Origin of the sequence: Micromonospora fulviviridis (assembly GCF_014648395.1) — a bacterium.
Taxonomy (GTDB): Bacteria; Actinomycetota; Actinomycetes; order Mycobacteriales; family Micromonosporaceae; genus Micromonospora; species Micromonospora fulviviridis.
In genome coordinates, this window is the sequence record NZ_BMRA01000007.1 from 104,266 (window position 1) to 127,682 (window position 23,417).

Annotated in this window: 23 protein-coding genes and 1 pseudogene; 13 read left to right on the forward strand and 11 right to left on the reverse strand. The window is 75.5% G+C overall.

The window, feature by feature from the left end:
* Positions 1 to 3: 3 nt before the first annotated feature.
* Genes IEY96_RS19760 through IEY96_RS19775 form a run of 4 tightly spaced genes read right to left on the reverse strand, consistent with a single transcriptional unit; the run spans position 4 to position 4,584 of the window.
* Positions 4 to 696, reverse strand: a complete 693-nt coding sequence (locus IEY96_RS19760) for a D-sedoheptulose-7-phosphate isomerase (protein ID WP_189196294.1) — start codon at positions 694 to 696, stop codon at positions 4 to 6.
* Positions 696 to 1,913, reverse strand: coding sequence for a glycosyltransferase (locus IEY96_RS19765; RefSeq protein WP_189196295.1), 1,218 nt, complete (start codon positions 1,911 to 1,913; stop codon positions 696 to 698). Before IEY96_RS19765 ends, IEY96_RS19760 begins: the two co-directional genes overlap by 1 nt.
* Positions 1,898 to 2,872 (reverse strand): glycosyltransferase, encoded by a 975-nt coding sequence (locus IEY96_RS19770; protein ID WP_189196296.1) that lies wholly within the window; start codon positions 2,870 to 2,872, stop codon positions 1,898 to 1,900. The genes IEY96_RS19765 and IEY96_RS19770 overlap by 16 nt, the downstream gene beginning before the upstream one ends.
* Positions 2,869 to 4,584, reverse strand: a complete 1,716-nt coding sequence (locus IEY96_RS19775; protein WP_189196297.1) for an HAD-IIIA family hydrolase — start codon at positions 4,582 to 4,584, stop codon at positions 2,869 to 2,871. Before IEY96_RS19775 ends, IEY96_RS19770 begins: the two co-directional genes overlap by 4 nt.
* Before the next feature lie 154 nt (positions 4,585 to 4,738).
* On the opposite strand from IEY96_RS19775, the gene IEY96_RS19780 reads away from it, so the two are divergent.
* The 3 genes and pseudogenes from IEY96_RS19780 (at position 4,739) to IEY96_RS19790 (ending at position 6,858) form a co-directional block, all read left to right on the forward strand.
* Positions 4,739 to 5,176, forward strand: coding sequence for an SRPBCC family protein (locus IEY96_RS19780; protein ID WP_308429936.1), 438 nt, complete (start codon positions 4,739 to 4,741; stop codon positions 5,174 to 5,176).
* Positions 5,173 to 5,977: pseudogene (locus tag IEY96_RS19785) on the forward strand (SDR family oxidoreductase). Before IEY96_RS19780 ends, IEY96_RS19785 begins: the two are co-directional and overlap by 4 nt.
* Positions 5,978 to 6,090: 113 nt before the next feature.
* Positions 6,091 to 6,858, forward strand: coding sequence for a polyprenol monophosphomannose synthase (locus IEY96_RS19790; RefSeq protein WP_189196299.1), 768 nt, complete (start codon positions 6,091 to 6,093; stop codon positions 6,856 to 6,858).
* 384 nt (positions 6,859 to 7,242) lie between these two features.
* Here IEY96_RS19790 and IEY96_RS19795 read toward each other — a convergent pair whose 3' ends face one another.
* Positions 7,243 to 8,835: a phytoene desaturase family protein gene (locus IEY96_RS19795; protein ID WP_189196300.1), complete on the reverse strand. Its 1,593-nt coding sequence runs from the start codon at positions 8,833 to 8,835 to the stop codon at positions 7,243 to 7,245.
* A 72-nt stretch (positions 8,836 to 8,907) separates the two neighbouring features.
* Here IEY96_RS19795 and IEY96_RS19800 point away from each other — a divergent pair, with 72 nt between their 5' ends.
* The gene (locus IEY96_RS19800; protein ID WP_189196301.1) at positions 8,908 to 10,341 is read left to right on the forward strand and encodes an aldehyde dehydrogenase family protein; all 1,434 of its coding nucleotides are present in this window, start codon (positions 8,908 to 8,910) and stop codon (positions 10,339 to 10,341) included.
* 60 nt (positions 10,342 to 10,401) lie between these two features.
* Here IEY96_RS19800 and IEY96_RS19805 read toward each other — a convergent pair whose 3' ends face one another.
* A complete protein-coding gene (locus IEY96_RS19805) occupies positions 10,402 to 10,806 on the reverse strand; it encodes a ChaB family protein (protein ID WP_189196302.1) in 405 nt (134 codons plus the stop codon).
* Positions 10,807 to 10,949: 143 nt separating this feature from the next.
* Between IEY96_RS19805 and IEY96_RS19810 the strand changes: the two genes are divergently transcribed.
* The 4 genes from IEY96_RS19810 (at position 10,950) to IEY96_RS19825 (ending at position 13,306) form a co-directional block, all read left to right on the forward strand.
* Complete coding sequence (locus IEY96_RS19810; protein WP_189196303.1) at positions 10,950 to 11,927, forward strand: YihY/virulence factor BrkB family protein; 978 nt, start codon at positions 10,950 to 10,952, stop codon at positions 11,925 to 11,927.
* Between the two features lie 86 nt (positions 11,928 to 12,013).
* Positions 12,014 to 12,430, forward strand: coding sequence for a DUF2795 domain-containing protein (locus IEY96_RS19815; protein WP_189196536.1), 417 nt, complete (start codon positions 12,014 to 12,016; stop codon positions 12,428 to 12,430).
* A gap of 54 nt (positions 12,431 to 12,484) precedes the next feature.
* On the forward strand, positions 12,485 to 12,946 hold the full coding sequence (locus IEY96_RS19820; protein WP_189196304.1) for an SRPBCC family protein: 462 nt from the start codon (positions 12,485 to 12,487) through the stop codon (positions 12,944 to 12,946).
* A 99-nt stretch (positions 12,947 to 13,045) separates the two neighbouring features.
* Positions 13,046 to 13,306 (forward strand): hypothetical protein, encoded by a 261-nt coding sequence (locus IEY96_RS19825; protein ID WP_189196305.1) that lies wholly within the window; start codon positions 13,046 to 13,048, stop codon positions 13,304 to 13,306.
* A gap of 50 nt (positions 13,307 to 13,356) precedes the next feature.
* Here IEY96_RS19825 and IEY96_RS19830 read toward each other — a convergent pair whose 3' ends face one another.
* Positions 13,357 to 14,592 carry an MFS transporter gene (locus tag IEY96_RS19830; RefSeq protein WP_229791726.1) on the reverse strand — a complete coding sequence of 412 codons (1,236 nt, stop codon included), beginning with the start codon at positions 14,590 to 14,592 and terminating at the stop codon, positions 13,357 to 13,359.
* 178 nt (positions 14,593 to 14,770) lie between these two features.
* Here IEY96_RS19830 and IEY96_RS19835 point away from each other — a divergent pair, with 178 nt between their 5' ends.
* Entirely contained in the window at positions 14,771 to 14,983 is a 213-nt protein-coding gene (locus tag IEY96_RS19835; RefSeq protein WP_107077446.1) for a hypothetical protein, read from the forward strand.
* On the opposite strand, the gene IEY96_RS19840 is transcribed toward IEY96_RS19835, so the two are convergent.
* Complete coding sequence (locus IEY96_RS19840) at positions 14,984 to 15,430, reverse strand: hypothetical protein (protein WP_189196306.1); 447 nt, start codon at positions 15,428 to 15,430, stop codon at positions 14,984 to 14,986.
* 165 nt (positions 15,431 to 15,595) lie between these two features.
* On the opposite strand from IEY96_RS19840, the gene IEY96_RS19845 reads away from it, so the two are divergent.
* Entirely contained in the window at positions 15,596 to 15,958 is a 363-nt protein-coding gene (locus tag IEY96_RS19845) for a DUF6401 family natural product biosynthesis protein (protein ID WP_189196307.1), read from the forward strand.
* A 58-nt stretch (positions 15,959 to 16,016) separates the two neighbouring features.
* Here the strand turns inward: IEY96_RS19845 and IEY96_RS19850 are convergent, their stop codons facing one another.
* Positions 16,017 to 16,850, reverse strand: a complete 834-nt coding sequence (locus IEY96_RS19850) for a mechanosensitive ion channel family protein (protein WP_189196308.1) — start codon at positions 16,848 to 16,850, stop codon at positions 16,017 to 16,019.
* A gap of 200 nt (positions 16,851 to 17,050) precedes the next feature.
* Here IEY96_RS19850 and IEY96_RS19855 point away from each other — a divergent pair, with 200 nt between their 5' ends.
* The 3 genes from IEY96_RS19855 to IEY96_RS19865 all read left to right on the forward strand — a co-directional run bounded on the left by IEY96_RS19855 (position 17,051) and on the right by IEY96_RS19865 (position 21,352).
* On the forward strand, positions 17,051 to 19,189 hold the full coding sequence (locus IEY96_RS19855; RefSeq protein WP_189196309.1) for an ATP-binding SpoIIE family protein phosphatase: 2,139 nt from the start codon (positions 17,051 to 17,053) through the stop codon (positions 19,187 to 19,189).
* 41 nt (positions 19,190 to 19,230) lie between these two features.
* Positions 19,231 to 19,992: an HAD family hydrolase gene (locus tag IEY96_RS19860; RefSeq protein WP_189196310.1), complete on the forward strand. Its 762-nt coding sequence runs from the start codon at positions 19,231 to 19,233 to the stop codon at positions 19,990 to 19,992.
* 64 nt (positions 19,993 to 20,056) lie between these two features.
* Positions 20,057 to 21,352, forward strand: coding sequence for a cation:proton antiporter (locus tag IEY96_RS19865; RefSeq protein WP_189196311.1), 1,296 nt, complete (start codon positions 20,057 to 20,059; stop codon positions 21,350 to 21,352).
* Here the strand turns inward: IEY96_RS19865 and IEY96_RS19870 are convergent.
* Together IEY96_RS19870 and IEY96_RS19875 are read right to left on the reverse strand one after the other, a co-directional pair.
* On the reverse strand, positions 21,302 to 22,354 hold the full coding sequence (locus IEY96_RS19870; protein ID WP_189196312.1) for an anti-sigma factor RsbA family regulatory protein: 1,053 nt from the start codon (positions 22,352 to 22,354) through the stop codon (positions 21,302 to 21,304). The two genes, IEY96_RS19865 and IEY96_RS19870, sit on opposite strands and share 51 nt — an antisense overlap.
* A 66-nt stretch (positions 22,355 to 22,420) precedes the next feature.
* Positions 22,421 to 23,368, reverse strand: coding sequence for an NAD(P)/FAD-dependent oxidoreductase (locus IEY96_RS19875; RefSeq protein WP_189196538.1), 948 nt, complete (start codon positions 23,366 to 23,368; stop codon positions 22,421 to 22,423).
* Between the last annotated feature and the right edge of the window lie 49 nt (positions 23,369 to 23,417).

Here is a 23,417-nt window from a genome sequence, read left to right on the forward strand (position 1 = left end):
TCCTCATCGGGCCTGCACCTTCCCGTCCGGGCCGTCGCCGAGCACCACCTCGACACCGGTCCGCACCGTGTCGGCCGGCGTCCGGCCCGCCTCCCGCGCGGCGAGCGCCGCGGGCAGCGCCCGGTCGACGTACTCGCAGAGCACGTGCGTGGCGACCAGGTGCAGCTCCTGCACGACCTGGCTGTCCGGCGAGTCGATGGCGAGGGTCTCCTGGCAGGACCCGGCGAGCGGGTTGGGGGCGGGGCCGGTGAAGGCCCAGCAGCGCAGGCCGGTGTCGTGTCCGGCGCGGGCGGCGGTGAGGAGGTTGGTGCTGGTGCCGCTGGTGGACATGAGCAGGAGGATGTCGTCGGGTCGGCCGTGGGCGCGGACCTGGCGGGCGAAGACCTCGTCGTAGCCGTAGTCGTTGCCGATGGCGGTGAGGGCGGAGGTCTCGGCGTGCAGGGCGATGGCGGACAGTGGTTCGCGGTCGTCGCGGAGCTTGCCGACGAGTTCGGCGGTGAGGTGCTGGGCCTCGGCGGCGCTGCCGCCGTTGCCGGCGACCAGCAGCCGCCCGCCGGTGGCCAGCCGGTGCGCCAGCTCCCCGCCCCAGCGGGCCAGCAGCTGCTCCGCGTCGCGCAGCGGCAGCAGCGCGGCGGCCAGTCGGGTCAGGTGGTCCTCCAGCACCGTGCCTCCGACGGCCGGCGTGGGCGCCGCCATCAGGCGACCACCCGGGTGGGCCGGCGCACGGTGGCCACCTCGGCGTACAGCTCCGCGAGCCGGTCGGCGGTGGTGGACCAGGAGTAGCGGGTGCGGGCGCGCTCCAGGGCCGCGGTGGCGTAGGCGAACCGGCGGATCCGGTCGCCGAGCAGCCCGCGGATCGCCGCGCCGAGGGCCGCCGGGTCGCGGGCCGGCACCAGGTCGCCGGTCCGGCCGGGCACCACCGTGTCCCTGAGCCCGCCCACGGCGGTGCCGATCACCGGTACGCCGCACGCCATCGCCTCCAGCGGGGTCAGCCCGAACGGCTCGTACCAGGGGGCGGCGACCAGCACGTCCGCCGACCGGTACCAGCGCCCCATCTCCTCCCGGGGGACCGCCCCGATGAGCTTCACCCGGTCGGCGATCCCGCGGGACTCGGCGAGCGCCCGCAGCCGCAGCGCGTACGGGTCGGTCTCCAGCAACCCGGCGGGCGGGCCGCCGACCACCACGCACTCGGCGTCGGGCACCAGCGCGGTGGCCCGGATGACGTCCTGGAAGCCCTTGCGCTCGACCAGCCGCCCGACGGTGAGGATCCGGGGCCGGGCGCCGTCCCGTTCGGCGACCGGGCCCAGCGGCGCGAAGGTGGACAGGTTCACCCCGGACGGCACGACGGTCATCCGGGATCGGGGCACCCCCATCCGGACCAGCTCGGCCACCTCGTCCTGGCACTGGGCGACCACCCGGTCGACCGAGCGGCCCAGCCGGCGCTCGTGCCCGACCCGGCCCGGCGGGCTGGTGTCCTGCGCGCCCTGGTGCCGCCGCTTGACGGTGCCGAGCGCGTGGTACGTCTGCACCACCGGCACCCCGGTGCGCCGCGCGGCGGCCAGCCCGGCCAGGCCGCTCATCCAGAAGTGCGCGTGCACCACCTCGGGCTGCCAGTCGCCGGTGCGCCACCGCTCGGCCAGCCACTCCCCGAACGCCGGCATGTACGGCAGCAGGTCGTCCTTGGCCACCGGCTCGGCCGGCCCGGCGGGCACGTGCACCACGTCGTACCCGTCCGGGGCGCGGACCGTCACGGGCAGGTCCACGGCGTCGAGCCGGGTGTACACGCGGACGTCGTGACCGGCGGCGGCGAGCGCGGCGGAGAGCTCCGCGACATGCGTGTTCTGGCCGCCGGCGTCCTCCCCGCCGAGGACGGCGAGCGGGCTGGCGTGCTCCGAGATCATCGCGATGCGCATACTTCCTCCTCCAGCAGCCGGTCCCAGTCGGCGAGGAAACGCTCCAGGCCGTAGCGGTTCCGGGCGGCGGTCCGGGCCGCGGCGCCCGCCCGGCGGGCCGCCGCCGGGTCGTCCAGCAGGCCCCGGGCCGCCTCGACGAGCACGTCGACCCGGGTGGAGAGGGCCCCGGCGGACGGCGGCACGGCCTCCACGGCCTCGGTGGTGGCCAGCGCCACCACCGGCATGCCCATGGTCATGGCCTCGACGAGGCTCAGCCCGAGCGAGGTCCACCGGCACAGGTGCAGGTACGCCCGCCGCTTCGCCAGCTCGGCGTGCATGGCGTGCTGCGGCACGTCGTCGTGGCTGGTGAGCCGGTCCGGGGGCAGGCCCAGGTGCTCGGCGAGCCCGGCCACCTTCATGCCGTAGACGTCCAGCGGGACGAGGTCGGCGAAGCGGGCCAGCAGGTCGGTGCCGGTGACCCGCCAGCGGCGGACCGGCTCGTTGATGACGACGGCGAGGCGGTCCAGCTCGCCGGTCCACTCGACGGCCGGAGCGACCACCCCGTGCTCGACCACCGCGGTGCGGGTGCCGCCGTTGTCCCAGAACAGCTCGTTGAAGTGGGTGACGTGGGTGAGCAGCAGGTCGTCCCGGTCGGCCATCGGGTGCCGGTTGTTCGGCACGTCGCCCTTCGGGGTGTTGTGCTCGACGTAGATCGCCGGCACGTCCCGGCCGACCCGCCGGCCGAGCCACTCGCATGCCAGGTCGAACTCCTCGGGCCGCTGGAGCAGAACCACGTCCACGTCGGCCCGGCGCAGCTCCGGCGGGGTCACCTCGACGGCGCCGTCCGGCCACGGGTAGGTCCGCGCCCGGCCCAGCCCGTACGCGCCCCGGTCCGGGGTGACGGGCACCAGGTAGCGGTGCTTGCCGTGCACGAACGACGTGGTCCACGACCCGTGCACGTGCCACACCAGGACGTTCATCCGACCACCCCGCCGGGGACGGTGACCAGCGGCTCCGGCGCGTCGGCGGGCACCCCGAGCAGCCGCAGCGCCTCCAGCACCCGGCCCGGCTCGACGGCGGACAGGCAGGGATGGCCGGGGACCGGGCAGCGCACGGCCCGGCTGTCCCGGCAGGCCGCCCCGGCGTCGCCGAGCCGCACGGTGGGCACCCGGTAGGGCCCCCACTGCCCGAACGGGACGGTCGGGGCGAAGAGGCTGACCACCGGCACGCCGAGCGCCGCGGCCAGGTGCGCCGGCCCGGTGTTGCCGACCACGAGCGCGCCGGCCCGGGCGACCACCGCCGCCAGCTCGTCGAGGCCGGTACGTCCGCCCAGGTCGAGGCCGCCCGCGGCGGCCACCTGCGCGGTCAGCTCCCGTTCGTCAGGCCCGCCGGTGACCACCACCCGGTAGCCGGCCGCGCTGAGCACCCGGACGATCCGGGTGGCCAGCTCGAACGGGCAGGCCCGGGTCTCCACCGAGGAACCCGGGTGCAGCACCACGTAGCCCGGCTCGCCGGCGGCGGCCGGGGCGGGCGGCAGCCGGTCGGCGCGCAACCGCAGCCCCGGCTCGTCCCCGGCGGGCAGGGCGAAGCCGGCTGCCGCGGCCAGCGACAGTGCCCGCTCCGGCTCGGGCACCCCGACGGGGACCCGGTGCCGCACGTCGAGCAGGGCGCCGGGGTAGTCGTCGCTGATCGCGCTGATCCGCGGCACCCCGGCCATCCGGAGCAGCAGGGCGAGCGGCAGCGCCGACTGGTGGAAGGAGGTGAAGAGGACCGCCTCGTCCGCGCGGACGGCGGCGAGCCGGTCCACCAGGGTGCGCATCCCGGCCGGGTCGACCGGCGGGGCGGGGGCGTCGATCCAGGGCAGCGGCCACTCGATGATCTCGTCGACGCCGGGCAGCAGCTCCGCGGCCGCCCGGCCGCGTGGCCCGCAGAGCAGCACCACCCGTTCCGCCCCGGCCGCCACCGCGCGGATGCCGGGGCCGGTGACCAGCACGTCGCCGGCCGCGTCGCTGCGCGCCACCAGCACCGTGCCCCGCCGGGGCGCGGGCCCGGGCGGGGCCACGAGCCGCATCCGGCCGAGGATGGTGCCGACCGCGTCCGGCAGGTCGGCGGCGACGGTGGGCGCGGCGGCCACCTCGGCCGCCCGGGTGGCCGGGGTGGGCACCAGGATCCCGGCGGCGCCGGCCGCCGCGGCGGCGGCCATGTCGGCGCCGATGTCGCCGACCAGCACGCAGCGGGTCGGCGTGGTCCCGAGCGCCCGGGCCGCGGCGTGCACCAGCCCGGGGGCCGGCTTGCGGCAGGCGCAGCGGTCCGGCTCGCCGTGCGGGCAGATCTGCCAGCTGTCGAAGGGCCCGAGCAGCTCCTCCACCCGCGCGTTGACCCGCCGCAGGTCGTCGGCCGTGAAGCAGCCCCGGGCCAGGCCGGACTGGTTGCTCACGACGGCCAGGCGCAGCCCGGCCGCGCGCAGCCGGTCCAGCGCCTCCCGGGCGCCGGGCAGCGGACGGACCTTCTCCGGGTCGCCGTTGTAGGGCACGTCCTCGACGAGCGTGCCGTCCCGGTCCAGCAGCACCGCGTCGTACAGGCCGGACGGGAACCGGCCAGCACCCGGGTCAACCCGGGCTGACCTGCACTGATCCCGCTCGTGGTCCCGTCGCACGGGCGGCGGGTTCCCGACCCCCCGAGGAGTAAACATCAACTTCGGCGGAGCCGCCTCCGCCGGTGCCGCACGGCCGGTCCGCAACCCCGCTCCCGCCGACCCGGTCCGGCGTTACCCGCCGCCGGAGACAAGCTAACCCGGCCGCCGTTAGCGGCGATCGGGGCGGGGGTATGAGGTTCGGGTGGCGATTGTGGAGAAAGTGATCGACGCGCCCCCGCAGCAGATCTTCGACGTGCTCGCCGACGGGTGGACGTACAGCGACTGGGTGGTGGGCACGGTGCACGTCCGCGACGTGGACGACACCTGGCCCCGGGTGGGCAGCCGGCTGCACCACAAGGCCGGCCCGTGGCCGTTATCGCTCCAGGACACCTCGACGGTGCTGGAGTGCGACGCCCCGCACAAGTTCGTGGTACGGGCCGGGCTGTGGCCGGCCGGCGAGGCGATCGTGGTGTTCCGGCTGGAGCCGCTGGACGGCGGCCGGACCCGGGTCACCATCGGCGAGGACTTCGCCGCCGGCCCGCTGCGCTGGGTGCGGAACAAGCTCAACGACCTGGTGCTGCACCAGCGGAACAAGGAGACGTTGCGCCGGCTCTCGGACATCGCCACCCGGCAGAAGGCGGACCGGTGACGCAGCGGGTGGTGATCACCGGGGCGAGCGCGGGCGTCGGGCGAGCGGTGGCCCAGCCGTACGGGGCGCGCGGCGCACGGCTGGCCCTGCTGGCCCGGGGCGCGGCCGGGCTGGCCGCCGCCGAGCGGGACTGCCGCCGGCTCGGCGCCGCCGAGGTGCGCACCTACCAGGTGGACGTGGCCGACGCCGGCGCGGTGCAGCGCGCCGCCGACGACGTGGCGCACCACTACGGCGGGCTGGACGTCTGGGTCAACGACGCCATGGTCTCGGTCTTCGCGCCGGCCTGGGAGATCACCGCGGCCGAGTTCCGCCGGGTCACCGAGGTCAACTACCTGGGCACCGTGCACGGCACACTGGCCGCGCTGCGCCACATGCGCGCCCACAGCCGCGGGGCGATCGTGCAGGTCGGTTCGGCGCTGGCCTACCAGGGCATCCCGTTGCAGTCGGCGTACTGCGCGAGCAAGCACGCGGTGCAGGGCTTCAACGACTCGCTCCGGGCCGAACTGCTGCACGACTGCCCCGGGGTGAGGCTGTCGATGGTGCAGCTCCCGGCGGAAGCTGGCCCGCGACGGCTACGACAGCCAGCAGACCGACGCGCCGATCGACCCGGCGACCTGGCGGGACAACCTGGACCGGCCGGGCGACGACGAGCAGGACCGGGGCGCCGAGGGGGTGTTCACCGACCGGGCCCGCCGGCACTCGGCGGCACTCTGGGTGAGCGCGCACAAGCCCCCCGTGTCCGCGCTGACGCTCGGTGGGCTGCTGCTGGCGGCCGGCGGGCTGGCCCGCCGGCTACGCTGACCGCCCGCCCCGGCGGACGGCCCGGAATCTTCGGGCGGGCGTCTGTGCGGACCACGCGGAGAGGACTGGCTACCCTCTCAGGTGAACCTGTCGGCCGACCGAGGATGTCCGTGATGATCGAACCCGTGCAGTTGCCCTCCCCGTGGCGCGACGCACGCCTGACCGTCGTCGTTCCGACCTACAACGAGGCGGGCAACCTCCCGACGCTGGTCGAGCGCCTCCTGGCGCTGCCGCTGCCGGGGTTGAAGGTGCTCGTCGCGGACGACAACTCCCCGGACGGCACCGGCGAGGTCGCCGACAAGCTGGCCATCGAGCACCCGGACCGGGTGATGGTGGTGCACCGCCCGGGCAAGGAGGGCCTCGGCCGGGCGTACGTGGACGGCATCGGGCGGGCGCTGGACGACGGCGCCGAGTACGTCGCGCAGATGGACGCCGACCTGTCGCACCCGCCGGAGGCGCTGCCCGGCATGCTCGGCGCGCTGCTCTCCACCCAGGCCGGCGTGGTCATCGGCTCGCGCTACGTGCCGGGCGGCGAGCTGGACGAGAACTGGCCGCTCTACCGTCGCGCGCTCAGCGGCTGGGCCAACCTCTACGTGCACACCCTGCTGCGGGTGCGGATCCGCGACCTGACCGCCGGGTTCAAGATCTGGCGGGCCGACGCGCTGCGTGACATCGGCCTCCAGCGGGTGCAGTCCAACGGCTACAGCTTCCAGGTGGAGATGCACTACCTGGCCACCAAGCTGGGGCACACGATCCTCGAGGTGCCGATCCGCTTCGAGGAGCGCCGCGAGGGCGCCTCGAAGATGACCACCGCCACCAAGATCGAGAGCGCGCTCATGCCGTTCAAGCTGCGCACCCGGCACCGCAATCTGGACACCTGACCCGCCACCGGGCACCTTCCGCACCGACACTGGCCTCACGCTGCGTCATGACGACGCAGCGTGAGGCTTTGTCGTCCGGCCACCACCACCCCGCACCCGCTTTGCTCTGCAGCCATCACCGCAGCACCGTCCTCACCTGCGCGGCACGAAGCGGCCCGGCCGCCGCGCCGGCGTCAGCCGCCCACCGTGCGTGAACGCTGCGTATGCGGCTGCAGAGCAAAGGCAGTGGGCGGAGGTGCCGGCTGGGCCGTTGTCGGTCACCGGCAGTGACCGGGAGCGGCGGGATCGTCGGGTCGGACCGGACCATCGGACCCTCGGGCCAGCGGCCGGCGGCCGGCGGCCGGCGGCCGGACGCGAACGCCGCGCGCCGCCCGAACCGTCGGGTCAGCGGTAGACGGTGCGGTGCGCGGCGCCGATCACGCCCGCGTAGAGGTCGCCGGTGAGCAGGCGGTCGCGGGCCAGGGCGGCGCGGGCCGCGTTCGCGCCGGGCGCGCCGTGCACCCCGCCGCCGGGGTGCGCCGAGGCGCTGGCCAGGAAGAGCCGGTCCACCGGGGTGTCCGCGCGGCCCAGGCCGGGGATCGGCCGCAGGAAGAGCTGCTGGTACGCGGCCGCGGTGCCCCCGCCCAGCGCGCCACCGACCAGGCTCGGCTCGGCGGCCTCCAGGTCGGCCGGGCCGGCCACGTGCCGCCCGAGGATCAGCGAGCGGAAGCCCGGTGCGGCCTCCTCCAGCACCTCCTCCATCCGCTCCACGTGACCGGCGACCTCCTCGGCCCGCCAGTGCCGGCGGAACGGCAGGTGGGTGTACGACCAGAGCGACTCGGTGCCCGGCGGGGAGTGGCTCGGGTCGGCCACCGACATCTGCCCCACCAGCAGGAAAGGGTCCCGGGGCAGTTCGTTGCGGGCCAGCGCCCCCGCGTACGCGGTGAGCCCGTCCAGGTCGGCGCCGAGGTGCACGGTGCCGGCGCCGGCCACCGCCCGGTTCTTCCACGGCACCGGCGCCGACAGCGCCCAGTCCACCTTGAGCGTGGAGCCGTCCCACTTGAAGTGCGCGAGGTCCTCGACCAGCCGGGGCGGTAGCGCCGCCGCACCGACCAGGTCCAGGTAGAGCGCCGGCGCGGGGACGTCGGCGAGCACCGCCCGACGGGCCCGCCAGTCGGCGCCGCCGGCGGTGCGCACGCCCATGGCCCGGCCCCGGGCGGTGAGCACCCGCTCGACCCGGGCGCCGTACTCGATGCGGCCGCCCCGCTCGACCAGCCGCGCCACCAGCGCGTCGGTGATCCGCTGTGCGCCGCCGACCGGCACCGGCCAGCCGACCTGCTGGCCGAGCATGGCGAGCAGCCAGCCGTACACCCCGGAGCCGGCCTCCTCAGGCGACAGGTCGGTGTGCAGGGCGCAGCCGGCCAGCAGCGCCGGACCGCCCTCGCCGGCGAAGAGTTCGTCGCCGAGCTTGCGTACCGGCACCACGAGCCGGCGGGCCAGCCGCAGCGCGCCGGAGACCTTCAGCCGGCGCAGCAGGGTCAGCCCGCCGCGCACCGGCGGGAACGGGCGGGTGATCACGTCGAGCATCGGCTCGGCCACCTGGCACCAGTCCGCGTACGCGTGCCGCCAGCGGTCGCCGTCGCCGGGGGCGAACGCCTCCAGCGAGGCCGCGGTGACGTCGAGGTCCCGGTTCACCACGGCCGCGCGGCCGTCCGGAAGCAGGTGGGCCAGCACGTCCGGGGCGTTGGTCCAGGACAGCCCGTACCGCTCCAGGCGCAGGCCGCGCAGCACCGGCGAGGCGTACCCGAGCGGGTAGAAGGAGCTGTAGAGGTCGCTGAGGTAGCCGGGGACGGTCACCTCGGCGGAGCGCACCGCCCCGCCGGGGACCTGCGTGGCCTCCAGCACCAGCACGTCCCAGCCCGCGTCGGCCAGCAGGTTCGCGGCCACCAGCCCGTTGTGCCCGGCGCCGATGACGACGGCGTCCGCGGTCGAAATCATCCGATCCGCCTACCCGGCCGGTTACCGGGCGAAACGCGTTTGCCTCGCCGGGGTCGGGGCATCCACTGCCGCATGTACACGGTTGCGCAGCTCATAGGTGGAGTCTGGGGTGCCGGTGGCACGGGGGGCGAGCTGGTCGTACACGATCCGGCCGACGGCTCCCCGGTGACCACCGTGCCGGTGGCGACGGCGGACGAGGTGGCCAAGGCGGTCGAGGCCGCCCGGGGCGCGGCGGCGGAGTGGGCGGCGACGGCCCCGGCGGAACGGGCGGCGGCGCTGCACCGCGCGGCGGACGCGATCGAGGCCGCCGCCGACGAGTTGGCGCACACCACCACGGCGGAGATGGGCAAGCCGCTGGACGACGCGCGCGGTGGCGTGGCGGCGGGCATCGGCACGCTGCGACAGTACGCCGAACTCGGCCCGGTGCGGGGCGGGCGGACCCTGCATGGCGCCCCGTCCGCCCTGGACTTCATGGCCCCCGAACCGCGCGGCGTGGTCGCCGCGATCACCCCTTGGAACGACCCGGTGGCGGTCTCCTGCGGCCTGCTCGGCGCGGCCCTGGTCACCGGCAACGTGGTGCTGTACAAGCCGAGCGAGCGCACCCCGGCGACCGGCTGGCTGCTGGCCCGGGCCCTGGACCAGGCGCTGCCGGCCGGCGTGCTGTCGCTGCTCACCGGTGGCGCCGAGGTGGGCGCGGCGCTGGCCGGCCAGGACGTGGACGTGGTGGCGCACGTCGGCTCCACCGCCACGGGCCGGGCCATCGCCGCCGCCGGCGCCCGCACCGGCGCGAAGGTGCTGCTGGAGAACGGCGGCAGCGACCCCCTCGTGGTGGACGCGGACGTCGATCCGGTCTGGGCGGCCGAACAGGCAGCGCTGGGCTGCTTCGCCAACGCCGGGCAGATCTGCGTCGCGGTGGAGCGGATCTACGTGCACCGGGACGTGGCCGAGGACTTCGTCGACGCGCTGGTGGAGCGGGCCGAGGCGCTCACCGTGGGCCCCGGCCGGAACCCGGGGACCCAGCTCGGGCCGCTGGTCGACCGGCGGCACCGGGACCACGTGCACGGGCAGGTCACCGCGGCGGTGGCCGAGGGAGCGCGGGTGCGCACCGGCGGCGCCGTGCCGGACGGGCCGGGCGCGTTCTACCCGGCGACGGTGGTCAGCGACTGCCGGCACGAGATGGTGCTGGTCCGCGAGGAGACCTTCGGCCCGGTCGCCCCGGTGGTCGTGGTCGACTCGTTCAGCGAGGGCCTGCGTTGCGCGGCTGACTCCCCGTACGGGCTGGCCGCCACGGTGCTGACCGGCTCGATGAGCCACGCCCACCGGGCCTGGCGGGAACTGCCGGTGGGCACCGTCAAGGTCAACGCGGTGTTCGGGGGCGCGCCGGGCGGCGCCGCGCAGCCGCGCCGCGGCAGCGGCCAGGGCTTCGGGTACGGCCCGGAGCTGCTCGACGAGTTCAGCGCGGTGAAGGCGGTGCACATCGAGGCCCCGGGCGGCGGCCACTGGTGAGCGGCACGACGGGAGCCCGGGACCTGCGCGGTCCCGGGCTCCCGTGTCGTCGCGGGCCGGTCAGCGGCCGCCGCGTGCCTGGCGGGTGGCGTTGTTGTTCGCCTTCTCGATCGCCTTGACCAGCTCCGGCTTGGTCATCCGGGACCGGCCGGGCACGTCGAGCTTCTTGGCCACCTCCATGAGGTGCTCCTTCTTGGCGTTGGCGTCCACCCCGCCCGCCGTGGGGGCCCGCCGGGCCGGGCCGCCGCCGGCCGCCTGCCGGTCGCTCGGGCCCTTGCGTCCCTTCGGCTCCCAGTGGTCGCCGACCTTCTCGAACTCGTGCTTCACCGCGGCGAAGGCGGTACGGTGTGCCCGCTCCCCCTCGCCGTACGTCTCGACCGCCGAGTCGTGCGTCTTCTCCCAGGTCCGCTGCGCCTTCGCCGGGGAGCGCCGCAGCGTGCTGGGCAGTACCTCGCGCCCGGGCATCTCGTCCTCCTCCGTCTGCGTGGATCCTGTATCCGTTCCCGCCGGCCCGGATCGCAAACCGGCACCCGGTTTGTCGATTTCCCCCACCGGGTACCGGCGGGGCCACGTGCCGGAGGTGCGCCCGGTGCGTGGAGGAGGCGGTCATGGCGGCGACGACGGATGCGGCGGCCGGCGGCCGGCAGCGGGCCCGGATCCCCCGCCGGGTACGCCAGTTGAGCTGGGCCACCTGGCGCGGGGTGCTGGTCCGCAGCGGGCGCAACTTCGTCAAGGACAACTGCGCCGACTGGGCCGCCGCGCTCACCTACTACGGGGTGCTGGCGCTCTTCCCCTCGACGATCGTGGTGGTCGCCCTGGTCGGGCTGGTCTCCGACGGGCCGCGCACGGTGGACACCGTGATCGACCTGGCCCGGGAGATCGGCGCCGGCTCGGTGGTCGGCAACGACGCGTTCGTCACCGTGGTACGCAACGTGGTGGAGCAGCAGGGCCCGGCGAAGGTGCTGCTGAGCTTCGGCCTGCTCGGCGCGCTCTGGTCGGCGTCCGGGTTCATCGGCGCGTTCACCCGGGCCTCCAACGCGATCTACGGCGTCGAGGAGGGACGGCCGTTCTACCGGCTGCGGCCGGTGCAGATCGGGCTCGCCGGGGTGTCGCTGGTGCTGCTCGCCGTGGTGGCCGTGGGGCTGATCGTCAGCGGCCCGGTCACCGACTTCGTGGGCGACCGCCTGCACGCCGGCGGCCTGACCCGCCAGGTGTGGACGGTGGCGAAGTGGCCGCTGCTCGCGCTGGTGGCCATGACCCTGCTGTCGCTGCTGTTCTGGATCGCCCCGAACGTCCGGCAGCCCCGGTTCCGCTGGCTGACGCCGGGCGGGGCGCTGGCCCTGCTGGCCTGGGTGGTCGCCTCCTTCGGCTTCGGCCTCTACGTGGCCAACTTCGGCTCGTACGACGTCACCTACGGCAGCCTGGGTGCGGTCATCGCCTTCCTGGTGTGGCTGTACCTGTCGAACTGCGCCCTCATGCTGGGCGTGCAGGTCAACGCGGAACTTCAGCGGGGCCGGATGATGCAGGCCGGCGTCGAGCACCCGGACGAGCCGGTGCTGGCGCCGCGCGCGACCCCGGATTCCTGACCGGCTTCGCCGGGTTCGGGGGTGGATGACCGGATCGGCCGGCCGGCGTCGGTTTACCGGCGGCCCCCTCGGGCATGTCTGTCGGCATGGAACGAGTCAGCAGCAAGCACTCGCCCAGGGTTGACGACAACATGGCCCAGGATGTCAGCGGCCTGGTCCAGGGGCCGGGAGCCGGTGGCTCGCGCGTCGACGAGTCCCGCCAGCCGGAGCCGGCGGGCGAGGACCAGCCGGAGCCGAAGACCATGACGGCCGGCGCGAGCCGCGGCGGCAACCCGCAGGGAATGAGCATGGACGACGTCGAGGCGCGCAGTCGGCTCGGCCGGTTCATCACCATGACCGCCCTGCCCGGCGACCGCGACACGCTGGTGGCCAACGCCCGGGAGAACCAGGCGCCCGCCGACATCATCGCCGCCCTGGAAGGACTGCCTGAGGGCACTCGCTACCAGACGGTTTCCGAGGTGTGGGCCGCGCTCGGGCACAAGAACGAGACGACGCGCTGGTGAGCGGACCGGCCCACGGTCCGTGCACAGCACCGGCGGGACAGGAGGAAGACTGACATGAGCGGCGTTATGGAACACGTGGACGTGTCCGTCCCGATCCGCACGGCATACGACCAGTGGACGCAGTTCGAGGAGTTTCCGCACTTCATGGAGGGTGTCCAGGAGGTCCGGCAGCTCTCCGACACGATGACCCACTGGACGGTGGAGATCGCCGGCGTGAAGCGCGAGTTCGACGCCGAGATCACCGAACAGTTGCCGGACGAGCGGGTTGCCTGGCGCTCCACCGGGGGCACCCAGCAGGCCGGTGTGGTGACCTTCCACCGCCTGGACGAGGGGAACACCCGGGTCACCCTGCAGATGGAGTTCGAGCCGCACGGCGTGGTCGAGCAGGCCGGCGACAAGCTGGGCGTGGTGGACCGCCGGGCCAAGGGCGACCTGGCGCGGTTCAAGCAGTTCATCGAGCGGCGCGGTCAGGAGACCGGCGCCTGGCGCGGCAAGGTCGACCGGCCGACCCCCTGACGTCCCCCGGTACGCGAACCCCGATGGCCGCCGGTGCTCCGGCGGCCATCGCCGCGTCCGGGGCCGTTTGCGATCATGCGGGCCGGGTACCGCAGGGGAATGACCGACAACGACAGCCACGTGTGGCGCGACGAGGAACGCACTCCCCTGCACGAGCTGGACCGGGCGATCGCCCGGTCGACCCTCGACGGGCAGGCCGACGACGTCACCGGCAACGACGCCGGCGAGGAGGCCGCGTTCGGCCACGGGCCGGAGGCGGTGGACCGGGGCGCCGGCCCGGAGGCCGAGCGGCGGGAGATGACCGACGCGGACCGGGCGTACCGGCCGTCGACCACCGGCCGGACCGGCCCGGACAACTAGTGAGCCCTCCCCCGGGCCCTTGGGGAGGCGGCCCTGGGTACGGACGTCGGTCAGGACGCCGGGCGGGCGCGGCGGGCGCCGACGGCGTGCAGGGCGATGAGCGAGACGGCGAGCACGACCAGCGTCGGGCCGAGCGCGGCCACCGAGACCCGGGCCAGCAGCACCCCGACCGCCGCCGGCACCAGGGCGGCGCCCAGGCCGGCCGCGCCGATCTGGAGGCCGATGGTCCGGTCCGCGTGGTCGCGGCCCACCCGTTCGGCGGTGGTCAGGGTGAGCAGCGGGAAGACCGGCGCCGCTGCGAAGCCCACCACCAGCAGGCCGGCGACGGTCACCCAGCCCGGCGCGGGCAGCGCGATCAGCACCGCTCCCCCCGCCATGCCGAGCAGGCTGCCGCGCAGCACCCGGGCCGTGCCCAGCCGCTCCGCCACGACCCCCTGCACCACCCGCCCCACGAACAGGCTGCCCCAGTAGCCGGAGACGCAGAGCCCGGCGACCGCGGCGGCGAGCCCTCGCCCCTCGGTGAGCAGCAGGAACGCCCACAGCCCGGTGGACACCTCGATGGCCACGTAGACGGCGAACGCGGCCCCGCCGAGCCAGACGGCCGGCAGCCGCAGCGTCGCGCCGATGGAGCTGCGGCGCGCGGCCGGCGCGGCCTCGGCGGGCTCGCCGGGCACCACCTGCGGGGCGATCGGGTCCGGCGGCCGGGTCGCGGCCGGCGCGCCGCCGTGCCAGAGCCGCACCGTGAGCGCGAACGCGGTGGCCAGGGCGAGCTGGGCGGCGGCCACCACGGCGTACCCCCAGCGCCAGCTCAGGCCCGCGCCGAGCACCGCGGTCATGATGAGCGGGCCGATCGCCACGCCGAGCCCGAAGAACGCGTGCATCCAGTTCATGTGCCGGGGGCCGAAGGCGCCGGCCGCGTACGCGTTGAGCCCCGCGTCGATCGCCCCGGAGCCGAGACCGAGCACCAGCGCGAAGCCCACCATGACGGCGAGCGCGGGGGTGGACGCGTAGCCGGTCAGGGCGACGCCGGCCAGCAGGGTGCTGCCGGCGAGCAGCCAGCCGACGCCGAGCCGGGCCAGGGTGAACCCGGCGAGCACGCTGGAGGTCAGGTAGGCCACCGTGCCCGCGGTGAGCACCACCCCGACCGCCTCGGTCGGCACGTCCAGGTCCCGCCGGATGGAGGGCCAGCCGACCCCGATGAGGCCGTCGGGCAGGCCGAGGCTGACGAAGGCGAGGTAGGCCAGGAGCAGCAGGGCGGGGCGGGGCGGAGCGGGGGCGCGGGACACGAGGACCCATCTTGCCCAGCCCGCGCCGGGGCCGGCCGGGCGGGCGGCCCGCCGGCGGAGGGGGCGCTCAGCCGAAACGACAAAAAGTGCGATACGGACGGCCGGGAAAACGGACAGCCCATCCAGAATCGGCCGAACGGCTGACGGCGATGCCCCTGTCCCGCGCAAGACTTTCGGGATGCAACAGGGCTCCGGTTTCCTCTCCCAGCGTCAGCGTCGCCTGGCGTGGCTCGGCTTCCTGCTCGCCGCGATCCAGGCGCCCGTCGCCGCCAAGCTTGTCGACGACAGCTCCTGGCTGTTCAGCCTCGTGGTGGCGCTCATGGTGGCGACCGTGATCATCGCCGACGACGGCGTACGCCGCCAGCCGGCCCAGGCCCGCTCCTCGGACTGATCAGCCCTCGGCCGGGCGCGCCTCGTGCCCCGGCCGACCCGGGCTGCGGCGGCGTTCCTTCATCTCCGCCTCGTAGAGGTGCCGCCGGCCGTCCACCAGCTCGTCGCGGGCCCGCCGGTCCAGCTCCCGGAAGAGCGCGTAGTAGCCGTCGTCGAAGTCCTCGACGATCTGGAAGGTCCAGCGGCCCGCGATGACGTTGCGGCCGAGCAGGTCCGCCTCGATCCGGTCGGCGAGCTGCGGGTGCCCGGCGGAGCGGAACAGCGCCACGGCGTCGTCGAGCATCAGGTCGGCGTGGCCGATCAGCTGGTGCAGCGAGTAGAGGTGCCCGCGTGCCCGCTCGACGCACTCCAGCGCCTCGCTGAGCTTGCCCAGGGCCTCGACCGTGGCGTCACTCACGCCGGCCGGCCGGCGGTGTGCCCGGTCCGGTCCGTCCGCATGCTGTCCCATTCCGTTCCTCCGCGGGGTCGGCTGCGTGGTCTGCGCGGTTTCCCTTCTGCCCCCGGACGCGCGGCTCAATCCCCGTGGGCGGGGGCCCGGCATCGGCCGGACGACCCGGGCATCGGCCGGTCGGCCGAGGTCGCCCCGGTCCCGGCGCGGCTAGCCTCGGTCACCATGCGCGTGCCGAACAACCGGGTGGCGACCCGTTCCGCGGCGGTGGCCGCGAGGTCCAGCCTCACCACGCTCACCGCCGTCGTGGGCACCGCCGGTCTCGCCGCGGCCGCCGCCAACCCCGGCCTGCTCGCCGCGGTCGACCAGCACGCCGCCGCCATCCGCGACAGCCTGCACGGCGACCGCCGCCCGCTGACCGTGGCGGCGCTCGCCGGGTACGCCGAGGGGGTGCGCGACGCGGCGCGGGAGCACGGCTGGCAGCCGCCGGTCGAGCCGATCGACTGGTCGGAGCCGGACTGGCTGCTCACCCGCCTGCTCGCGGTCTGCCTGCTGACCCGCGCGCTGGACCCGCGCGACCTGGCCTGACACACGGCGGAGGGTGCCCGCGATCGCCCCGCGGACACCCTCGTCGCCCCGTTCCTCCTCAGCCGTTCGGCCGGCGGAACTGCTGGGTCTCCTGCGCGCCGGACATCGACGACTGCGGCATGGCTGGGCTGGGCTGGCCGCCCCGGTCGGCCATCTGCCGCTCGTAGTCGCTGCGACCGGCGCCCTGCGCCTGGCGCTGCTCCTTGAACGCCCGGGACTCCTCGGCGGCCCGGTTGAGCCACCCCTCCCAGCGGTTCTGCATCGGCTTGATGAGACCACCGCCGACGCCGACCACCAGGATGCCGGCGATCGTGCCGAGGAACGCGATGAGCACCGGCGTGGTGACCGTGGTGGCGATGCCCACCTGGTTCAGCGCGGCGATCACGCCGAGCGCCAGGATGAAGACCGCCGTCAGGTCGGCCAGCACGCGTCCGTACGAGAGCCCGCCGAGCGCGCCCGAGACCAGGTCCTTCACCGCGTTGGCGATGGCCGCGGCGATGACCACGATGACGATCGCCACGAAGGCCCGCGGCAGCCAGGAGACGACCCCCCGGATCAGGTCACTGATCGCGTTGGGTCCCCACACCCCGAAGGCGAACTGCAGGGTGAACAGCAGGACCGCGTAGTAGGCCAACTTGGCCAGGATGTCGCTGGCGTCGTACCTCGTGCGTTCGAGCGCGCGTTTGACGCCGCCACGTTCGACGGCGCGGTCGAACCCCACCCGTTCCAGTGCCGCGTCCACGATTTTGAGGACGGCTCGGGCGATGAGCCAACCCACCACGAGGATCGCGATGAACGCGATGGCCCTCGGGATGAAGAGCAGCACCGACCTCCAGAAATCGGTCAGGGCGTCACCGATGTCGGCCTGCCCGACCGCGAGGGTTTTCGGCATGTTGTCCCTCCTGTCGCGTGAACTGCGTCGCCCGCATACCCGGTGGTTTCGGCAGCACGCCGAGCCGACCCGGGGCAATTTCCCGACATGCCCGGCGGAACCGACCCTGACCTGCCCTAACACCCGCTTCCAACCCGCCCGCCGGCCGACGCGCGCGCGTGATCGAAACCTGACCGCCAGGCTCCGGTTAGGCTGCGGTCATGCCAGGCACCGTCGGGCGGGTCCCCTCGCCATCAGCCCCCACCCCGGGGGCGCCCGCCGGACCGGACGCCACCGGGTCCGCGGCCGCCGCCGTCCTGGCCCACCCGTGGGCGGACACGGCGCTCGGCGCGCCCGACAACTGGGACCCTGCGGTCCGCGCCGTGGTCGACCTGGTGCTGGCCTCGCCGGTGCCGATGGCCCTGCTCTACGGCGAGGACCTGGTCCTGCTCTACAACGACGGGTACGCGGAGCTGATCGGCGAACGGCACCCGGCCGCGCTCGGCCGGCCGGCGGCCGAGGTGTTCGCCGACCTCTGGCACGACCCCACGGCCGGCGAGGTGGTCACCCGGGTCTACCGGCGGGGCGAGCCCTACCTGGAGCGGGAGGCGGTGCTGCCGGTCGACCGGCACGGGGCCGGTCCCACCGAGCCGGCGGTGTTCACCCGCGGCTACTCCCCCGTCCGCGACTCCACCGGCGAGATCATCGGTGTGCTCTCCGTGGCCGCCCAGACCACCCAGGTCACCCAGCAGTTGCAGAGCCTCAGCGACTTCGCGGCCGCGCTCTCCGGCACCCTCACCCTGGACGACGTCGCCCGGGTCACGCTGCGGTACTGCCTGCACTCCTTCGACGCCGACCGGGTCTCGTTCGTGGTCGACGAGGGCTCCGCCTGGCGGATGGTCCGCCGGGTCCGGGGCGAACTGCTGGACGAGGCCGACGAGCGACTGCCCCCGCTGTGGCGGCGGATGCCCGCCGACTCGGCGATCCCGATCGTGGTGACCGCGCGCAGCGGCGTGCCGTCCTTCGTCGCCGACGGCCAGCCGCTGCGGGACACCGCGGCGGACCGGCACGACCAGAAGATCCGGGCGCTCGCCTCGCTCCCGCTGCGCTCGTCGGTGATCCGGGGCGCGCTGACCGTCGGCTACCAGGCCGCGCACCCCTGGTCGCCCGCGGAACGCGCGCTGCTCGCCGCCTCGGCGGAGCTGGTCGGCCAGGCCGCCGAGCGGGCACGCCGCTTCGAGACCCAGCACGGCACCGCCCAGCTGCTGCAACGCAGCATGCTCCCGGAGCGGCTGCCCGACCTGCCCCGGCTGCGGATCGCCGCCCGCTACGACCCCGGCGTCGACGGCAACGCCGCCGGCGGCGACTTCTACGACGCGTTCGTGCTGCCCACCGGCGCGCTCGGCGTGGTGCTCGGCGACGTGGCCGGGCACGACGTGCAGGCCGCCGCCCGGATGGGCCAGGTACGCGCCGCGCTGCGCGCGCTGGCCCTCTCCGACCCCCGGCCGGACGCGGTGCTCGGCGGCCTGGACCGGCTGGTGGGCAGCCTGGGCACCGAGGGCGGCACCCACGAGCTCTTCGTGACCGTGGTGTTCGGGGTGATCGAGGCCGACCGGGAGCGGATCACCCTGGCCAGCGCCGGCCATCCCGCGCCGCTGATCCGGCGCTGCCCGGCCGAGGGCGAGCCGGTCGCCGAGTACGTCGAGGTGCCGCCCGCGCCGCCGCTGGGCCTGGGCTGCCGCCCGCGGACGGTCACCGTGCCGTTCCGCCCCGGCGACACCCTGCTGCTGTTCAGCGACGGGGTGGTGGAGCGGCGCTGGCAGGACCTGGGCGCCGGGCTGGCGGGCCTGGGCGCGGCGGTGACCGCCGCGAGCAGCGGCGACCCGCGGGCGCTCTGCGCGGTGGCGAGCGCCGCCGTGCCGGGCGCCACCGAGGACGACGTGGCCGTGCTGGCCGTCGAGCACGCGGTCAAGCCGAGCCGGTCGGCCAGCATGGAGGTGCCGGCCGAGCCGACCGCGCCGAGCCGGGTCCGGCACTGGCTGACCGCCCAGCTCACCGACTGGCAGGTGCCCGAGGCGGTGGTCGGCGCGGCGGTGCTCTGCACCAGCGAGCTGACCACCAACGCCCTGCTGCACGCCGGCACCGCCGCCCGGGTGGAGATCGACCTGAGCGCGGAGCGGCTGCTGGTCTCGGTCGCCGACTCCGGCACCCGGGGGCAGGTCACCCGGGCGCAGACCGACACGCTGAGCAGCCGCGGGCGCGGGCTGGGGCTGATCGAGGAGCTGAGCGACGCCTGGGGCACCGACCCCACGGTGCGCGGCTCGACGGTCTGGTTCGAAATCCTCATCCCCGCCGGGTGAGTCGCGCGTCGGCGCGGACCCGGGCGGGTAGAAGGGGAGCCATGCCTGACGACAACCGCTGCGGCGTCCTCTTCGACGTGGACGGCACCCTGGTCGACACGACCTACCTGCACACGGTGAGCTGGTGGGAGGCGCTCCGCCAGGGTGACCACCGGGTGCCCATGGCGCGGATCCACCGGGCCATCGGGATGGGTTCGGACAAGCTCCTCGACCACCTCCTCGGCGCGGAGCGGGACCGGGACGCGGACGGCAAGCTGCGCGACACGCACGACGCGCTGTACGCCGAGTACTGGGAGCGGCTGGCGCCGCTGCCCCGGGCCGTGGACCTGCTGCGCGCCTGCGCCGCCCGGGGGCTGCGGGTGGTGCTGGCGACCTCGGCGGCCGAGCACGAGGTGGCCGCCCTGCGGGCCGCCCTCGACGCGGACGACGTGATCGACACGGTGACCTCGTCGGCGGACGCGGCGGAGAGCAAGCCGGCGCCGGACATCCTGGAGGCGGCGCTGGCCCAGTCGGGGCTGGCCGCCGAGCGGGTGGTGTTCGTCGGCGACTCGGTCTGGGACGTGGCGGCCGCCGGCAAGCTGGACGTTCCCTGCATCGGCCTCACCTGCGGCGGCACCAGCCGGGGCGAGCTGGCGGGCTCGGGCGCGGTGGCGGTCTACGACGACCCGGCCGCGCTGCTGGACGGCCTCGCCGACAGCGCGATCGCCGCGCTCACCGATCCGACGAGGTCGGTTCGCGCACCGCGCCGGGCCGGCGACACGGTGACCGGTCCCACGGGGGAGAAGACGGACACCGAGGCATAGCCGGCTCCTCCACGGGGCACAGGTGACCACCTGCCCGCGCCGCGGGCGGCGGAAGGGTGGTGCCGTGGAACCGGTCGATGTCGCGTTCGCCCTGCTGGGCGTCGGTGCCCTGCTGGCGGGGATCCTGCCCCGGGTGCTGGAACGCCGGCCGCTGTCGATGCCGATCGCGTTCCTCGGCCTCGGCATGCTGGTCTTTCTGCTGCCCACCGGGCTGCCGACCCCGGACCCGCTGCGCTGGCCGGAGCTGACCACCCATCTCACCGAGGTCGGCGTGATCGTCGCGCTGATGGGCGCCGGCCTCAAGATCGACCGGCCGTTGAGCTGGGCCCGCTGGTCGTCGACCTGGCGGTTGCTGGCCGTCGCCATGCCGCTGTGCATCGCCGCGGTGGCGCTGCTCGGCTGGTGGTGGGCCGGCCTGGTGCCGGCCGCGGCGCTGCTGCTGGGCGCCGCGCTCGCCCCGACCGACCCGGTGCTCGCCGCCGACGTGCAGGTGGGCGAGCCGACCGACGTGGAGGACTCGGAGGACGAGGTGCGCTTCGCGCTCACCTCGGAGGCCGGGCTGAACGACGGCCTGGCCTTCCCCTTCGTGTACGCGGCCATCGCGATCGCCACCACCAGCCTCGCCCCGGCGGACTGGCTGGCCCACTGGCTCGCCGTCGACGTGCTCTACAAGCTGGCCGTCGGGGTGGGCGGCGGGCTGCTGGTCGGCTGGCTGCTCGGCAAGCTCTTCTTCCGGGCGCCGAGCGAGCTGCGGCTGGCCCGGCACGCCGAGGGCTTCCTGGCCCTCGCCGCGACCTTCCTGGCGTACGGGCTGGTCGAGGTGGTCGGCGGGTACGGCTTCCTGGCCGTGTTCGTGGCCGCCCGGGCGATCCGGGCCGCGGAGCGCACCCACGAGTTCCACTCCGTGCTGCACGACTTCGCCGAGCAGGTCGAGCGGCTGCTCACCGTGTTGTTGCTGCTGCTCCTCGGCGGTGCGGTGATCGGCGGCATGCTGGCCCCGCTGACCTGGCCGGCGGCCCTGGTCGGGCTGGCCCTGGTCTTCGTGGTCCGGCCGCTGGCCGGCTGGCTGTCGCTGCGCGGCGCGCCGGGCCGCCCGGCCGAGCACTGGGTGATCTCGCTGTTCGGCATCCGCGGCGTCGGCTCGTTCTACTACCTGGCGTACGCCACCAGCAAGACGGACTTCCCGCAGGCCGAGCTGCTCTGGGCCACGGTCGGCCTGGTGGTGATGGTCTCGGTGGTGGTGCACGGGATCGCCGCCACCCCGGTCATGCAGTTGCTGGACCGGGCGGGCGAGCGGACCCGGGACGCCTCAGAGCGGGGCCGGGCGGACGAACCCGCCCTGGGCGGCGTCCGGGGCTGACCGCGGCGCGGGCACCCGGGCGGCCGGCAGCTCCAGGCGCAGCCGCACGGTGGTCATCCCGGCGGCGACGTGCACGTCCACCAGGTCGCAGAGCCGGTGCACCAGCAGCAGCCCTCGGCCGCGCACGCTGCCCACCGGCAGCGGGATCCGGCCGGCCAGCGGGTCGGCCAGCTCGCCCGGGCCGCTGACCTCGCAGACCAGTTCGCCGGCGGCGGCCCAGCACCGCGCGACGGCCGGTCCGGTGCCGTGGCTGAGGGCGTTGGAGGCCAGCTCCGTGACGGCGATCCGCAGGTCGTCGACGCGCTCCGCGGCGAGTCCGGCGGCCTCGGCGACGGCGGCGACCGCCGCGCGCAGCGCCCCGAGGCCGTCCGGCCGCACCGGCTCGGTGAGCGCGCCGCCGGGCGGCGGGGGCAGCGGGCGGGCCAGCCGGCGCAGCACCGTCCGGGGCGGCCGGTAGCCGACGCTGGGCCGGGCCACTCCCCCGCTGACCAGGAAGGGGTGGGTTCGGGCGACGTCGGCCAGCGCCTCGGCCGGCAGCCGGGACCGGTCGAACAGGCAGCGCGCGGTGAGCGGCTGGTCGGCGAGGCCGAGGTTGATGATCGCTTCGTGCTCGACACAGTGCCGGTACGCGGCCGGCGGCCGCCCGGGCCAGAGCGACTCCCCGACGACGCGGACGCGGCGGCCGGGGAACCGGTGGACGAAGCTACGCAGCGTGGTGGCGACGATGGCGGCCGGGTTGCGCCCGATCACCGCCATGTCGGTCAGCTCGACCCCGTCGAGCGGGTCGAGCAGCGGCCGCACCAGGGGCAGCCGGTGGGTGGGCACGGCTACCAGCACCGGCTCGCCGGCGGCCCGCCCGGCCTCCACGAAGTCGCCGACGGCGGCGAGGTAGTCGCGGTCGTGGGCGTAGAGCAGGGCGTCGTGGCGCAGCCCATCGTCCGGGAACGGTGACCGGTCGAGCCCGGTCGCGCCGTCTCCCGGCCGACCGCCGGCGCCGTTCACTGCGCGTACACCTCCGCGACGAAGGATACCCGTGGGTGACGAGCCGCCTGCGCGCAGTGGCACCGGTCAGCCACGGTGCGCGAGCAGCCGGGCGGCCAGGGCCCGCCCCAGGTCCCGCCCGGAGCGCCAGGCGCCCTGCACCCGGGGCCGCCCGAACGCGTCGCCGGCCAGGCCGATCCCGTCGTCGTCGAGGTGGTAGGCGCCCTCGCCACCGGCGGCGGGCTTGGCGTACGTCCAGCGGTGCACGTGGGTCAGCTCCGCGGGCTCGGGCAGGGCGAACAGGTCACGGACGGCCTGCTCGATGGCCGGGCCGGCGGCGGTGGGCTGGAGCAGGTGCCCGGCGGCGAACTCGGGGGTGGTGTGCGCGACCAGCACCGGGGCGCCGTCGCCGCGCCGGTCGCCGTCGTCGCAGACCAGGCTCAGCACCGGGTGCCCGTTGACGAACGCGCCGCGGAAGTCCGGCCAGCGGCGGGCCGGGAAGCGCAGCACCGCGGCCAGCGCCGAGGACCAGCGCTGGGCCGCCACGGCGCGGGTGGCCGCCGCCAGCGCGGGGTCGAGCAGGAGGGCGGCCTGCGGGCCCGGCATGGCCAGCACCACCGCCTCGGCGGTCCGCCCGTCCACCCGCGGCCCCGGCTCGACCATCATGACCAGCCGGTTGTGCGCCACCGGCAGGTCCCCGGCCAGGTGCTCCACCAGCGAGCGGAGCCCGTGCGGGGCGGCCCAGCGCATCGGCCCGGCCACCTCCTCGCGCCCCCGCGGCCCGTAGGAGACCAGCGTGTCGGTCCACTCCCGGGCCAGGCCGGCGGCGCGCCACCGGTCGACCACGGCGGCGAAGTCGGGGTCGTCGACGGTGAAGTAGGCGGCGCCCAGGTCGGCGGGGCGGCCCTCGAAGCGCCTGCTGGCCATCCGCCCGCCGGTCACCCGGGCCCGCTCCCGGACCTCCACGGGGATGCCGGCCCGCGCCAGCTCGGCGGCGCATGCCACTCCGGCGATACCCGCGCCGACCACCACCACACCCGCCCGGTCCGCAGTCACGCGGATGATCGTAGGCGGCGGCCGGCAT